This is a genomic window from Streptomyces sp. NPDC086989, from assembly GCF_044745505.1.
Lineage (GTDB): Bacteria > Actinomycetota > Actinomycetes > Streptomycetales > Streptomycetaceae > Streptomyces.
The window spans coordinates 461841-474891 of sequence record NZ_JBIVAL010000005.1 but is presented as its reverse complement, the minus strand read 5'-3'; the positions used below and the strand labels follow the sequence as shown (position 1 = coordinate 474891).

At 73.8% G+C, this 13051-nt stretch carries 12 protein-coding genes; 6 read left to right on the top strand and 6 right to left on the bottom strand.

Annotated features, from left to right (window positions below; all coding sequences use genetic code 11):
- The first annotated feature begins 181 nt into the window (after nucleotides 1–181).
- Entirely contained in the window at nucleotides 182–2380 is a 2199-nt protein-coding gene (helR, locus tag ACIPK4_RS14935; protein ID WP_402312736.1) for an RNA polymerase recycling motor ATPase HelR, read from the top strand.
- On the opposite strand, the gene ACIPK4_RS14930 is transcribed toward helR, so the two are convergent.
- Nucleotides 2346–2882, bottom strand: coding sequence for a putative immunity protein (locus ACIPK4_RS14930; RefSeq protein WP_402312733.1), 537 nt, complete (start codon nucleotides 2880–2882; stop codon nucleotides 2346–2348). The two genes, helR and ACIPK4_RS14930, sit on opposite strands and share 35 nt — an antisense overlap.
- Before the next feature lie 135 nt (nucleotides 2883–3017).
- Between ACIPK4_RS14930 and ACIPK4_RS14925 the strand changes: the two genes are divergently transcribed.
- Nucleotides 3018–4172 (top strand): hypothetical protein, encoded by a 1155-nt coding sequence (locus ACIPK4_RS14925; protein ID WP_402312730.1) that lies wholly within the window; start codon nucleotides 3018–3020, stop codon nucleotides 4170–4172.
- 28 nt (nucleotides 4173–4200) lie between these two features.
- Here ACIPK4_RS14925 and ACIPK4_RS14920 read toward each other — a convergent pair whose 3' ends face one another.
- The 3 genes from ACIPK4_RS14920 to ACIPK4_RS14910 form a co-directional block, all read right to left on the bottom strand.
- A complete protein-coding gene (locus tag ACIPK4_RS14920) occupies nucleotides 4201–5109 on the bottom strand; it encodes an ADP-ribosylglycohydrolase family protein (RefSeq protein WP_402312970.1) in 909 nt (302 codons plus the stop codon).
- Entirely contained in the window at nucleotides 5109–5906 is a 798-nt protein-coding gene (locus ACIPK4_RS14915; protein WP_402312727.1) for an ATP-grasp domain-containing protein, read from the bottom strand. The genes ACIPK4_RS14920 and ACIPK4_RS14915 overlap by 1 nt, the downstream gene beginning before the upstream one ends.
- Before the next feature lie 326 nt (nucleotides 5907–6232).
- Nucleotides 6233–6532, bottom strand: a complete 300-nt coding sequence (locus tag ACIPK4_RS14910) for a hypothetical protein (RefSeq protein WP_402312724.1) — start codon at nucleotides 6530–6532, stop codon at nucleotides 6233–6235.
- Between the two features lie 511 nt (nucleotides 6533–7043).
- On the opposite strand from ACIPK4_RS14910, the gene ACIPK4_RS14905 reads away from it, so the two are divergent.
- Nucleotides 7044–7526 carry a lamin tail domain-containing protein gene (locus ACIPK4_RS14905; protein ID WP_402312722.1) on the top strand — a complete coding sequence of 161 codons (483 nt, stop codon included), beginning with the start codon at nucleotides 7044–7046 and terminating at the stop codon, nucleotides 7524–7526.
- Between the two features lie 162 nt (nucleotides 7527–7688).
- Here ACIPK4_RS14905 and ACIPK4_RS14900 read toward each other — a convergent pair whose 3' ends face one another.
- Nucleotides 7689–8573 carry a nuclease gene (locus tag ACIPK4_RS14900; RefSeq protein WP_402312719.1) on the bottom strand — a complete coding sequence of 295 codons (885 nt, stop codon included), beginning with the start codon at nucleotides 8571–8573 and terminating at the stop codon, nucleotides 7689–7691.
- 93 nt (nucleotides 8574–8666) lie between these two features.
- Nucleotides 8667–9302 (bottom strand): hypothetical protein, encoded by a 636-nt coding sequence (locus ACIPK4_RS14895; RefSeq protein ID WP_402312717.1) that lies wholly within the window; start codon nucleotides 9300–9302, stop codon nucleotides 8667–8669.
- Nucleotides 9303–9568: 266 nt separating this feature from the next.
- Between ACIPK4_RS14895 and ACIPK4_RS14890 the strand changes: the two genes are divergently transcribed.
- The 3 genes from ACIPK4_RS14890 (at nucleotide 9569) to ACIPK4_RS14880 (ending at nucleotide 13037) form a co-directional block, all read left to right on the top strand.
- Nucleotides 9569–10933, top strand: coding sequence for an efflux RND transporter periplasmic adaptor subunit (locus ACIPK4_RS14890; protein ID WP_402312714.1), 1365 nt, complete (start codon nucleotides 9569–9571; stop codon nucleotides 10931–10933).
- Nucleotides 10934–11034: 101 nt separating this feature from the next.
- A complete protein-coding gene (locus tag ACIPK4_RS14885; protein WP_402312711.1) occupies nucleotides 11035–11823 on the top strand; it encodes an ABC transporter ATP-binding protein in 789 nt (262 codons plus the stop codon).
- Nucleotides 11820–13037 (top strand): ABC transporter permease, encoded by a 1218-nt coding sequence (locus ACIPK4_RS14880; protein WP_402312708.1) that lies wholly within the window; start codon nucleotides 11820–11822, stop codon nucleotides 13035–13037. The genes ACIPK4_RS14885 and ACIPK4_RS14880 overlap by 4 nt, the downstream gene beginning before the upstream one ends.
- The last annotated feature ends 14 nt before the right edge of the window (nucleotides 13038–13051 follow it).

Sequence of the window (13051 nt, the reverse complement as noted above, 5' to 3'; positions counted from 1 at the left end):
CGTGTTCCCGGCACGGGAGCGCGGGCCGTGCGCTCATCGGGTGCGGAGAGGTCGGGAAGGAGGAGTTGACACTCCTTTCCACTCTCAAGTTATAACGCACAGGGGGCCTTGCGGCAAGGCCCCGGTGGTGCCGCAGAATCCCTCCTCAAGCCCAGTAGCTGCGGAAACGGGGATCCACCACGTGCGAACCAAGACCATCCACGCCTTCGACCTTCCCGGAAATCTCTCCGCCAAGGCCGACCCGGCCCTGATCGCCGACGACGAACGGCATTTCGCGGCCCTCGCCGAGAGCCTGGATCAGTCGATCGCCGAACTGTCCGGCCGTCTCGACGGATTGCGCAGGGCGCCCGGCGGTGTGGGCCGGGAGGCGATGGACCGCGACAACGAGATCCACCGGGTGACCGCCCGCCTGCGCGCGCTGCGGCGCTTCGGCCTGGACCTGTGCCTCGGACGCGTCGTCGGCGCCGACGGCGCCGAGCCCGTGTACATCGGGCGGCTCGGCCTCACCGACGGCGCCGGGCGCCGACTGCTGATCGACTGGCGGTCCCCCGCCGCCGAGCCGTTCTTCGCCGCGACCCACGCGAATCCGATGGGGCTGGCGAGCCGCCGCAGGTACCGCTGGACCCGCGGCAGGATCAGCGACTACTGGGACGAGGTGTTCACAGCGGACGGGTTCGAGGGGCACGCGGCGCTCGACGACCAGTCCGCCTTCATCGCCGGCCTGGGCGGCAACCGGTCGCCCCGGATGCGTGACGTCCTCGGCACCATCCAGGCCGACCAGGACGCCGTCATCCGCGCGGGCTCCCGCGGCGCCCTCGTCGTGGACGGCGGTCCGGGCACGGGCAAGACCGTCGTCGCCCTGCACCGCGCCGCGCACCTCCTCTACTCCGACCCCCGCCTCGGCCACCGCCGCGGCGGCGTGCTGTTCGTCGGTCCGCACCAGCCCTACCTGGCCTACGTCTCCGACGTCCTGCCCAGCCTCGGGGAGGAGGGCGTACAGACCTGCACCGTGCGGGACCTCGTCGCGGAGGGAGCCGCGGCGGCGGCCGAGACCGACCCGGACGTGGCGCTCCTGAAGTCGTCCGCGGACATGGTGAAGGCCGTCGAGAAGGCGGTCGGGATCTACGAGGAGCCGCCCACCACGGGGATGACGGTCACGACCGCCTGGTCCGACATCCCGCTGAGCGCCGACGACTGGGCCGAGGCGTTCCGGGCGGCGGCCGGCACCCCGCACAACGAGGCGCGCGAACTGATCCTGGAGGAGCTGCTCACGATCCTGAAGGACAAGCACGACGGCGACGCCGACGAGGAGGACGAGGTTCCGGCCGCCCTGTTCCGGCGGTCGGTGCTGGCCGACCGGGAGCTCACGGCGGCCCTCCACCGCGCGTGGCCGCTGCTCGAAGCGACCGACCTCGTCGGCGACCTGTGGACCGTCCCCGCCTACCTGCGGATGTGCGCTCCCTGGCTGAGCCGCGAGGAGGTGCGCACGCTGCAGCGCGAGGAGGCCGGGGCCTGGACGCTGTCCGACCTGCCGCTCCTGGACGCGGCGCGGCAGCGGCTCGGCGACCCGGAGGCGGCCCGCCGCAAGCGCCGGCACGAGGCCGTGCTCGCCGCCGAGCGCGAGCGGATGGCCGGCGTCATCGACGACATCCTCGCCGCCGACGACGACGGTGAGGGTGCGGTGACGATGCTGCGGGGGAAGGACCTCCGGAGCAGCCTGATCGACGAGTCCGTCCTGGCCGCCGCCGACCCGGACCGGCTGGCCGGCCCGTTCGCGCACATCGTCGTGGACGAGGCCCAGGAACTGACCGACGCCGAGTGGCAGATGCTGCTGCTGCGCTGCCCGTCCCGCAGCTTCACCATCGTCGGGGACCGCGCCCAGGCCAGGAACGGGTTCACGGAGTCGTGGCGGGAGAGGCTGGAGCGGATCGGGCTCGACCGGATCACGGTGGCCTCCCTGACCGTCAACTACCGGACGCCGCAGGAGGTCATGGCGGAGGCCGAGCCGGTCATCCGGGCCGCCCTCCCCGACGCCAACGTGCCGGGTTCCGTGCGCAGCAGCGGCATCCCCGTCGTCCACGGATCCGTCGCGGACCTGGACAGGGTCCTCGACGACTGGCTCGCCGCGCACGCCGAGGGGGTCGCCTGCGTCATCGGCGCTCCCGGCCACGGAGCCGGAACGTTCCGGGAGACGTCCCGCGTACGCTCGCTGACCCCGGGCCTGTCGAAGGGGCTCGAATTCGACCTGGTCGTCCTCGTCGACCCGGACTCGTTCGGCGAGGGCGTCGAAGGGGCGGTCGACCGCTACGTCGCGATGACCCGTGCGACGCGGCAGCTCGTGATCCTCACGCCCGGAGAGCCGCGTCGAGACCACGCATGAGCTCTCCCACGCGGCCTCCGCCGGCAGGAGCGGCGGGCAGCCGGCCGAGGACCGCGGTGACCGCCGGGGGTGCGTGACGGCGGGCCCACACGAGGGTCCCGCCGGCGGCGGGCGCCCCGTCCTGCGCGGAGGCCAGTTCCTCTGCCCGCGCCGCGTGTGCTGCCGCGCCGAGGATGTGTTTCACCTGGTGCGCGTCGGCCAGGGGGTGGAGGTACGCGGCGCCTGCGGCGTGGCTCGCCGCGCGCGCCGCGTCGACCGCCGCGGGTGCACCGGCTTCCTGTGCCGCACGGTAGGCCGCCCACGCGCTCTGCCGCAGGGCAGCCGTGCGCCGTCCGCCCCCGGCGAAGGCGTACGCCGCCTCGATGGCGTCGCGGGGGCGCGCATCGGCAGGACGGTGCTGTGCGAAGAGCGCCAGCGTCCTGCGCGCACAGTCGGCGGCGTACCCCGCGATCTCGCGCAGCTCGTGTTCGCTCAGCTCGATCTTCTGCGACTCGGTGGGCATGACGTGATTCTGCCGCAACCCTCCGGGCCGGGCCCCGGGTTCGGCTCGTCGGCCCGGAGCACACCGGCGGTCGGGCGGCGCAGCAGGTGGGATACGTTGTGGCTCCGTTCGGGGGACGATCTACGGAGCATGTGCATGACGCAGAACACAGGGTGGGGACCCATGGGAGCCCCCGGGCCGGGAGGGCACGGCGGCGGATGGGGCGGTGTCCCGCCCTGGGGCGGATGGCCGCCGCCGGCGCCGCAGCCGGGGGCGATACCCCTGCGGCCGCTGGCGCTGGGGGACATGCTCCGCGGAGCGTTCACGGTCCTCCGCAACCACTGGAAGCAGCTGGCGGGGGTCATGCTGGCCGTGCAGGCCGTCGTCCTGCCGGTGATGGCCCTCGTGGTGGGCATCGCCGTGGCCGTCGTGCACGAGCATGTCGAGCCGGTCTTCGATCCGCCGTACGGGCGCACTCCCGGGGCCGAGGACGTGGTGCCGGTGGCCGTCGCCGGGAGCCTGGTGTTCGTCCTGCTCCTCGTCGTGGGGATGCTGGGCATGGCGGTCCTGGTGTCGCTGTGTCAGGCGGTGCTCAAGGAGGCGGTCATGGGCCGCCCCACCACCTCCCGGGCCATGCGGCGCGCCGCCGTCCGGCGGGCCCCCGCGGTGGCCGGCGCGATGCTGCTCACCATGGTGATCGCGGGCGCCCCGGTGTTCGCCGTGCTGGCCGTGTGGGTGCCGCTGGTGATCACCGTGGCCTCCGGGAACGGCTCCCCGGCTCTCCTCGGGGTCCTGCCCGTGCTCCTGCTGGCCGCCCTCCCGCTGACCGTGTGGCTCACCACCCGGCTCGGACTGGCCCCGGCCGCCGTGGTCCTGGAGGGCGCGAGCCCGGTCACCGCACTGCGCCGCTCGGCCAAGCTGGTCCGGGGCGACTGGTGGCGGATCTTCGGCTACACCGTGGTGGGCGGGATCATCGCTGGTGCGGTCTCATGGCTCGTCCAGATGCCGTTCAACGTCATCGGCATGTTCGCGGTGGTCCCCGCGCTGGCGGACCAGCCCGAGGGGAGCGCCCCCACGGGCGGCCTGATCACCGCCCTGGTCTTCGCCCTGCTCGCCATGGTCCTCGGCACCACCGTTGGTCAGATGTTCCAGATCGGGTTCACCCAGCTGGTCAGCGGCATCGTCTACGTCGACCAGCGGATACGGCGCGAGGGGCTCGCCGATGCGATCCTCGCCGAGCTCGCGGCGGGCCGGCCCGCCGCCGGGCCCGACGCTCCGTCCGCCGGGCCCGACGCTCCGACCGGCGCCTGAGGGTTCCACCCGTCGAAGGGTGGGGCCCCTACCCCGGTACCACCGGGGGCAGCGGTTCACGTGCCGCGTGCCAGGCGGCGGGCAGGGCGGCGACGCCCGTGCGCGCGGCGATCACCCCGCCCGCGATGGCGCAGGTGGTGTCGATGTCGCCACGCCCGGCGACCGTCACCCACAGGCCCTCGTGCAGGTCGTCGAGGTGCCCTGCCGCGCACCACAGGGCGTACGGGACGGTGTCGGGCCCGGACATCCGGTAGCCGGAGCCCAGCACTTCCGCGGCGTGCCGCACGGAGGTCCGCTCCGGCATCCGGGCCGCGATCCGCAGCCCGGACCGGACGTCGCCGGCGGGGAGCCGTTCGGCGACCGCCCCGAGGAACTCCGGCCGGGCGGGGGCCGGCCCGCTCCGGCTGCGGGTGGCCAGCGCCGCGGCCAGGGCGACCGCCACGGCTCCGGCGACCGCCTCCGGGTGGTGGTGCGAGACCGCGCTCTGGCGGGCGGCCTGCTCAGCGGCCGCGTCGAGGTCCGCGGCGTGCCAGGCGCCGAGCGGAGCGGCGCGCATGGCCGCGCCGTTGCCCCAGGAGCCCTGCCCGCCGAACTGTCCGGCGACCACCTCCCGCCACGGCTCGCCCTCGCCGATGCGGCGGAGCACGTCGTGCATCGAGGCTCCGTAGCCGCGGTGCGTGTCGTCGGCGTAGGCCGCCGCGAAGCGCAGGGCGAGGCGGTCCTGGTCGACGGTGCCGCCGCCCTCGGTGAGTTCCCGGACGAGAACGAGCGCCTGGGCGGTGTCGTCGCTCCACTGCCACAGCGGTTCCGGTGGCGGCGTCCGCGCCTCCAGGGCCGCCTCACCGTCCCGGCGCAGGATGCCGAACCAACGGTCACCGAAGGCGTCGCCGAAGGCGAGCCCGTACAACGAGTCGAGCGCGCTGGTGGGTATGTCGATCACAGGGGCACTATGGCAGCGCGACGGGGCTCCTGCACGGGAGCGTTGCGGAGGAACGGCAGGTCGCGTTCGCCCACGTCGGCGAGGGGGCCCGCGGCACGGATGACGACGTCGAGGACGCGGTCGGGCTCGGCCGCGTAACAGTGTGCGAACCACGGCATGTTGGCCTCCACGACCGCCCAGCCGCCGTCGAGGAGCCGGCCGACGTCGACGCACACGGCGCTCGGCAGCCCGTCGGCCGCGACACGGAGCACCTCGCGGGCGAACGCATGCGCGTCCCTGTCCAGCGGTGCGGGGTCGGGGCGTCCGTGGACGGCGTAGCGGCTGCCGGCCGCGACCTCCCCGTCGCGTACGAACAGCCGGTACTCGGCGGCGAACTCCACCACACCGCTGACGAGCACCGGCGTGCGGCCGTCGAGTCCGGCCGGCAGTGCGCCCCCGTCCTCGTACACCGCGGCGGGCAGCAGGCCGATCTTCGCGGAGGGCGGTTTCACGAAGGCGCGTTCGCGCAGCGAGCGGGCTTCGGCGAGCGTCGTGAGCCGCACGGTACGCCGGAGAAGGGGGGCGGGCAGCCTCGTCAGCCAGTCGTCGGCGGGTTCGAGGAGCCCGACTCCGAGCCGCCCGGCCAGTACGTCGGCGGCGAGCGGGCCGCCGTACCAGTGCGTGCGGCGGCCCTCGGCCCGGCCCGCGTGGGCGAGCACCTCGTAGCCGCGCCGGGCCGCCGCCTGCGCGAGGAGTTCCGCGGTGCTGGTGCGGGGCGGGTTCAGCAGCAGGACGGGTGCGGTGCGGTCTTCCATGACGCGGACGCTACAAGAGGCGGCCCCCGGGAGCCCACCCGTTTGCGGCGGCGGGCTCGGACGTCCGTCCGCTCGACCACCGTTGCGGGCTCGGTCTCGTCCTGCTGCCCGGTCTGCACGCCGCGACTGCCGGGGCCGGCCTACGCGGTGCGGTCGAAGACCGAGCGCGCGCCACGCCGTTGGTCGATGCGGGTAAGGGCGACGCCCTCGCGTCCGGCACCGTCCCGGGAGTGCCGGACGACCACCACGCCCGGGATCTCGGCCGCGGCCCGGTGGAGGGCCGCGGCGAGGCGCGCCCGGTCGGCACCGTCCGCCGCGGGCCCGGTTCAGCCCGCGGCGGCCCGCGAGGCGTCGGCGGCGTGGAGGTTCTCGCGGGCGGTGAGCTGGCCCTGGACGAAGGGGTCGGACTCCGGGGCGTACGGACCGCTGTGGTCGGCGAGCAGCTCGGTGATGCGCTCCCATTCCGCCACCGCGGCCCGGGCCGCCTCCTCGTCCTCGGGCCCGGCGGCGAGGGCGTCCTCGGCCGCTTCGAGGGCCTCGGCCGCCTCATGGTGGCTCATACCGGTGGCTTCGCCGCGTATGCGGTCGCGCTCCGCGCGCTCCCGTGCGGTGGGCTCGTCGGCCATGACGTACCTCTGCTTTCCCTCGGTTGCTTCGACTGCGATGGCGTCCGACGCTCGTCTGCCCCGCCCGGTCGAGGTTAGGTCCTGCTCCCGGGAGGTCGTGTGGGCGCCCTGTTCAGGGACTGCGGAGGGAACACGCAGACCTGTGTCGCCCATACGTCCGAACAAGCGGCGCGGGGAGTTGTTACAGGAGCCCCCACCCGTTCGGAGCAAGGCGGAAGGCAGCCGTCCGCGGCCGGCTCCCATACCGGAGGACCTCTGTTCCCAGCCCTCCCAAGGGCCGCTGCGCTCGCCGCCGCCGTATGCCTCGGCTCCGCCTTGACACGTGTCCGGTACAAGCGAGAGTCACGGCTATGTCCGCATTGGGCAACACGAGGGAACACGCACGGAATGAGTGGCTTTCGGTGGTGGCGGCGGGCCAGAGTGTGCCTCCTCGGCAGGACGCCGGGAACTGTTCGAAGCCCACCCGGACACGGGCCGGGTAGGGCTGCTGTCTGTCGAAGGGGTCATCTCCATGTCTGCTTCTCTCGCCACCCGCCGGGTGCTCTCCGCGTTCCTGGCCGCAGGTGCCCTGGTCGGCGCCGCCGCCCTGCCGGCCGCCGCGGACGGCCACCAGCGTGACCACCGGGCACGGCAGTCCTCGATCGTCATCGGCGAGGTCCAGTACGACAGCCCCGGCCGCAACGACCGCTCCGCCCGCGCCCTGAACGGGGAGTGGGTCGAGGTGAAGAACACCGGCCGTCACGCCGTCAACCTGCGCGGCTACACCCTCACCGACCGCCAGGGCAACCGCTACCGCTTCAACGACTTCCGTCTGGACGGCCGTTCCAGCGTCAAGGTCCACACCGGCAAGGGCCGCGACACCCGCCACGACGTCTACCAGGACCGCCGCGACCAGGTGTGGGACGAGCGCGACAGCGCCACGCTGCGCGACAACCGCGGCAACGTCGTCGACTCCGACTCGTGGGACGGCCGCCGCCACCACCACAACCACTGACCCGGACCGGCCGGCCCCGAGGGGCTGACCCGGCCGGTGGTCACGCGGACGAGAGCGTGAGCCGCCGGCCCACCGAGCGGCGTGTCACGGCGAGGGGGCCGCGGCACGCCGCTCTCGTGTCTCCGCGCCCGCTCCGTACCGCGCGCCGGTGTCCGGCCCGGCTCACTTCTCCTTGAAGACGATCTCTTCCGGCTGGCGGGTCATCCGCACGGTGTGCCCGTTGGTGACCTCGACGATGTGCTGCAGGCCGGTGATGAGCTTGGACGGGTCCGACTGGAGGCGGAACTCGTCCGCGGCGCCGCCGAGGAAGGCGGGGAAACAGCTCACCGACGGGTCCGCGGGGTTGAGTTCCAGGTAGTCCTTGAGCCTGCGGAACAGCTTGGGCAGGATGACCGCGCCGTCCTCGGCCGTGAGGGAGGACATCCCGGTGATCTTGGCGCCCTTGGTGGTCACGTCGACCCCGTCGGCCCACACCCCGCTCTTGGCGGCCCTCGCCGCGAGTGCGGCTGCGCCGAGCACGTCGCGCAGGTAGCCGGGCAGCCCCTCGTAGAAGGTCGGGTAGGCCAGACCCAGCGAGAGCAGGTGGTAGTTCCCGGTCCGCCTGAGCAGGTCGTCGCTGACACCGATCTCGTACCCGCTGTACGCCGGCGGGGTGTGGCGGCCGACGAAGGCCACGCACCGGCCGAAGGCGTCGGAGCCGCGGGTGAGGATGTAGCCGGGGACCCGGGAGGGGGTGGTGGTGACGGTCTCGTCGTCGTGGCGTTCGACGCTCGTGAAGCCGAGCCACTTCAGCAGTTCGTCCGCCGCCTCGTGGGCGAGCTTGATCGGCTGGTGCTGTACGGATGCGCCCTGGCCGTAGTGGGTCTCCAGCGCGTCGATGCCCTCCAGGCGGATGGCGGCGCGTCCGTCCGCCTCGGGAAGGATCGGCCGGCAGCCCGGGACGAGTTTCCATTCGGCTACGTCGTCCGGGACGAAGGGGACGGTGTCGCCGTCCGGCTTGCTCTTCGCCGGCACCGTGAACGAGCCTCTGATCAGCAGCATCGACATGTCGACTCCCACCGCAGTCATCACCGTACGTGTTCGATGATCACGTACAGTACACAGGCGGATGCGGTGGCCCTCGCGCAGCGCGCCGCCGTGTCAGGCGCTCGGGCTCGCACCCGGCCGAGGGCCGCCCTGGTCACCCCGCTGCGGCAGCAGGGCCTTGCAGGTCTCGTACGCCTGCGCCGACTGCGGATCCGAGGTGGGGATGGTCCGCATGCCCGTGCCCGTGCCCGGCGCGTTCGGGGAGGCCGACGGCAGCACCACGCCGTGGTCCTTGAGACAGCCGGCGAACGCCTTCATGGCACCGCCGTCACCGCCGGGGCCGCCGCCGCGCCCGTTGAACTGCGGGCGCAGATCCGCACACGCCTGCGCGGCCTGGCTGCGCTGCGGGTCCGCCGACGCCCCGCGGCCGCCGCCCCAGCCGCCGGGACCGCCCCCGGCGCCGGGACCGCGCGTGCCTCCCGACGGGCGACCGCTGCCGCTCGGGCGTGGCGCCATCGTGACGCCGTGCCGGGCCAGGCACTGGCGGTACGCATCCATCGCCTTCGCGTCCGGTGAGGCCGACGCCGAGGCGGAGGCACCGGCCGCCGTGTTCACCGCGCCGGAACCGCCGGAACCGGAGGAGCACCCCGCGAGCACCAGCCCGCACGCCGAAAGGACCAGGGCGCACAGGGCCGCCCGGGACGCGAGGTCAGTGCGCGGGGTGGCCGGCCGGGTCGTGGTCCAGGGCATGTCCGTTGTCTCCTCGGGGCGTCGGGCGGCCGGCGGCGTGGGCGCGTCGGCGACGAGGACTGAACCGCACGCAGATGGGGGCGACCCGGGCGTCGGCTGGGAATTCCCTGACAGCGTGCGGACCCCGGCGCACCGTCGATGCCGGGTATGCGTGCGGTACGCCCCCTATCCGCAGACATGCGCGGTTCGGCGGAGCGTTCGGCTCCCAGGAAACTCCCAGGAATCTCCCAGAGACTGCAAAGTGCGGGCGGCCAGGATCCCGCCCCATGAAGGTGTTCCCACGGCGGCGCAGGGCCGTCCTGATCAACTCGGCGCTCGGAGTGGCGGTCCTCGCGGGCGCCGGCGGCGCGTACGCGGCGGTGACCGGTGGCGGCGACGGTCCGGCGCGCGGCGGCGCGCGGACCGTGGCGGTCACGAAGGCCACCGTCCTCGCCACCGTGTCCGGCTCGGGATCCCTGAGCTCGCCGAGCGATGCCGGCGTGAACTTCACCACCGGCGGCCGGCTCACCGAGGTCGACGTCAAGCCGGGTGACAAGGTCACCAAGGGCCAGCAGCTCGGGAAGGTCGATGCGACCGCCGCGTCGGAGACGCTGACCCAGGCCCGGGCCGCACTGGCGGCGGCCCAGGCGAACCTCACCAAGGCCGAGGCGGGTCAGGTGGGTTCGGCCTCGGGCGGCAGCTCCTCGGCGTCCCGCAGCGGTTCCGCGCCGGCCCCGACGCCGACGCCGACCGTGGACGCGGCGCAGGTGGCCCAGGCCCGCTCCCAGCTCACCCAGGCACAGAACGCCGTGGACGCCGCGCAGCGCGCCGTGGACGGGACCGTGCTGAAGGCTCCGGCCGCCGGGACGGTCGCGTCCGTGTCGGCGAAGACGGGCGACACCGTTCCGGGTACGAACGGCACGGGCAGCGGCGGCGGCAATGGCGGTACCGCGGGTGGCAGCGGCGGCTCGGGCGGCGGCTCCGGGTCCACGAGCTCCGGCTCCTCGTCCTCGCTGTCGGGCTTCGTCGTCCTCACCAACCCGTCCGGAATGCAGGTGACGGCGAACTTCTCGGAGGCCGACGCCCTCAAGCTGAAGCCCGGCCAGCCCGCCACGGTCACGCTCAACGCCATGTCCGGCAAGGTCCTCAACGCCCAGGTTCTGTCGGTCAGTTCGCTGCCCACCGGCAGCGGATCGTCCTCCGGCGGCGGCAACGCGGGAGGCGGGAGCGCCGTGCAGTACGCGGCGACCCTCACCATCACCAGCCCCACCGACGACCTGCGCAGCGGCCTCAGCGCCGCCATCCAGGTCGTCGTCGGCGAGGCGTCGGGCGCCCTGTCGGTCCCGACCGCGGCCGTGTCCGGGACCGGCGCGAACCGTACCGTCACCGTCGTCAAGACGGACGGCACCACGGTGCGCACTCCGGTCACCGTCGGCCTCGAAGGCGACAGCACCGACCAGATCCTCAGCGGGCTGACCGAGGGCGAGCAGGTGCAGCTGACCGCGGTGTCCTCGGCCGGCAACAGCGGCTTCCCGGGCGGCGCCTTCCCCGGCGGGGCCGGGACCGGTGGCACCCGGGGCCGCGGCGGAGCCGGGGGGAGCGCCGGCGGGGCCGGCGGCTTCCGCACCGGCGCGGGCGGGGGTGGCCGCTGATGGCGCCGCCGCCGTGGCCCCGCCGCGCGGCGCGCGGGACGCCGCCCGCGACTGCGGCCGTGCAGCCGGAGGAGGACGCAGCGCGGCAGCCCACACCGCCGGTGATCGAAGTACGCGGGCTGTTGAAGACCTACGGGCACGGCGACGCCGCCGTGCGCGCTCTCGGCGGACCGTTCGATCCGGTCACCGGACTTCGGCCGGGCGTCGAACTCGTCGTGGAACAGGGTGACTTCGTCGCGGTCATGGGCAGCTCGGGCTCGGGCAAGTCGACCCTGATGAACATCCTCGGCTGCCTGGACGTCCCCACCTCGGGCCGCTACCTGCTCGACGGGATCGATGTGGGCGGCCTGGACGAGCACCAGCTCTCGCTCGTGCGCAACCGCAAGATCGGCTTCGTCTTCCAGTCGTTCAACCTGGTGCCGCGCACCAGCGCCGTCGCGCAGGTGGAACTGCCGCTCGCGTACGCCGGGGTGAAGGCGGCCGAGCGACGCCGCCGGGCGGTGGCCGCGCTCACCCTGGTCGGCCTGGCCGAACGCCTGGAGCACCGGCCCAACGAACTCTCCGGCGGCCAGCAGCAGCGCGTCGCGGTGGCCCGAGCGCTGGTCACCGCGCCCGCGATGCTGCTCGCCGACGAGCCGACCGGAAACCTGGACAGCCACAGCACCGAGGAGGTCCTGTCCCTCGTGGACCGGCTCAACGCGTCCGGACGCACCGTCGTCCTGATCACCCACGAGGACGAGGTGGCCCGGCACGCCAAGCGGGTCCTGCGCCTGGTGGACGGGCAGATCGTCGAGGACCTACGGCAGGCGCCCGTCGCCGGTCCGCCGCCCGCGATGGCCGCGGCGCCCGCTCCCGCCGGGACGCACGCCATGGCCGGAGGTCAGCGGTGAACCCGTTCCAGACGCTGCGCTTCGCCTTCGGCGGACTCGCGGCGAACAAGGTGCGTTCCGCGCTGACCATGCTGGGCGTGCTGATCGGCGTCGCGGCGGTGATCCTGCTGCTCGCCGTCGGCAACGGCTCCTCGCAGGCGGTGAGGGACTCCATCGAGAAGCTCGGCACCAACGCCCTGACCGTCTCCTCCGGCAGCGGGTTCGGCGGCGGCCGCTCCGGCTCCGCCACCGGGACGAAGCCGCTGACCGTCGAGGACGCACGGGCGCTCGCCGACCCTGCGGCGGCGCCCCACATCGAGTCGGTGGCCCCCGAGGTCACCACCTCGCAGACCGCGCTGTACGAGGGCACCTCGCACACCGTCGGCCAGGTCGTCGGCACGTATCCGGCGTACTTCAAGGCGTCCAACAGCAAGGTGGCCAAGGGCGACTACTTCAGCGCGGACGACGTACTGGCGTCCCGGAAGGTCGCCGTCATCGGCTCGACCACCGCCGCCGGCCTGTTCGGCACGGCCGACCCCGTCGGCAGGAAGGTGGTCCTCGGCGGTACGCCGCTCACCGTGGTCGGCGTCCTCGCGGCGAAGGGCGGCACCGGGTTCCAGGACCCCGACGACGTGGTGGTCGCCCCGCTGCCCACCGTGCAGAACGCCTTCACCGGCTTCGGCTCGGTCGGCCAGATCCTCGTCGAGGCCAAGTCCGCGGGGGCGACGGCCGAAGCCCAGAACGAGATCACCACGGTGCTGATGGGGCGGCACGGCATCAAGGACCCGGCCGCGCTCGACTTCCGGGTGTCGAGCCAGGCGTCCCTGCTGACCACGCAGGAGTCGACGAACAGGACGTTCACGGTGCTGCTGGGCGCGGTCGCCGCGATCTCCCTGCTGGTCGGGGGGATCGGGATCACCAACATCATGCTGGTCACGGTGACCGAGCGGACCCGTGAGATCGGCATCCGCAAGGCGATCGGGGCGCCCCGGGGCGTCATCCTGGGCCAGTTCCTCGCCGAGTCGACGCTGCTCTCGCTGATCGGCGGCGGGCTCGGGGTCGCGGCCGGGCTGATCGGCGCGCACTTCACCATCGCCGGCATCAAGCCGGTGGTCATTCCGGAGTCGGTCGTCGGCGCCTTCGCCATCGCGGTGGTGATCGGGCTGTTCTTCGGCGGCTACCCGGCCAACCGGGCCGCGAGCCTGCGGCCCATCGAAGCGCTGCGGCACGAGTGAGCCGGCACACGCAG

Excerpts from the sequence above, each read along its gene's own strand:
- ACIPK4_RS14930 (WP_402312733.1), bottom strand. The coding sequence starts at position 2,882 with ATGCCCACCGAGTCGCAGAAGATCGAGCTGAGCGAACACGAGCTGCGC.
- ACIPK4_RS14925 (WP_402312730.1), top strand. The coding sequence starts at position 3,018 with ATGACGCAGAACACAGGGTGGGGACCCATGGGAGCCCCCGGGCCGGGA.
- ACIPK4_RS14915 (WP_402312727.1), bottom strand. The coding sequence starts at position 5,906 with ATGGAAGACCGCACCGCACCCGTCCTGCTGCTGAACCCGCCCCGCACC.
- ACIPK4_RS14910 (WP_402312724.1), bottom strand. The coding sequence starts at position 6,532 with ATGGCCGACGAGCCCACCGCACGGGAGCGCGCGGAGCGCGACCGCATA.
- ACIPK4_RS14905 (WP_402312722.1), top strand. The coding sequence starts at position 7,044 with ATGTCTGCTTCTCTCGCCACCCGCCGGGTGCTCTCCGCGTTCCTGGCC.
- ACIPK4_RS14900 (WP_402312719.1), bottom strand. The coding sequence starts at position 8,573 with ATGTCGATGCTGCTGATCAGAGGCTCGTTCACGGTGCCGGCGAAGAGC.
- ACIPK4_RS14895 (WP_402312717.1), bottom strand. The coding sequence starts at position 9,302 with ATGCCCTGGACCACGACCCGGCCGGCCACCCCGCGCACTGACCTCGCG.
- ACIPK4_RS14890 (WP_402312714.1), top strand. The coding sequence starts at position 9,569 with ATGAAGGTGTTCCCACGGCGGCGCAGGGCCGTCCTGATCAACTCGGCG.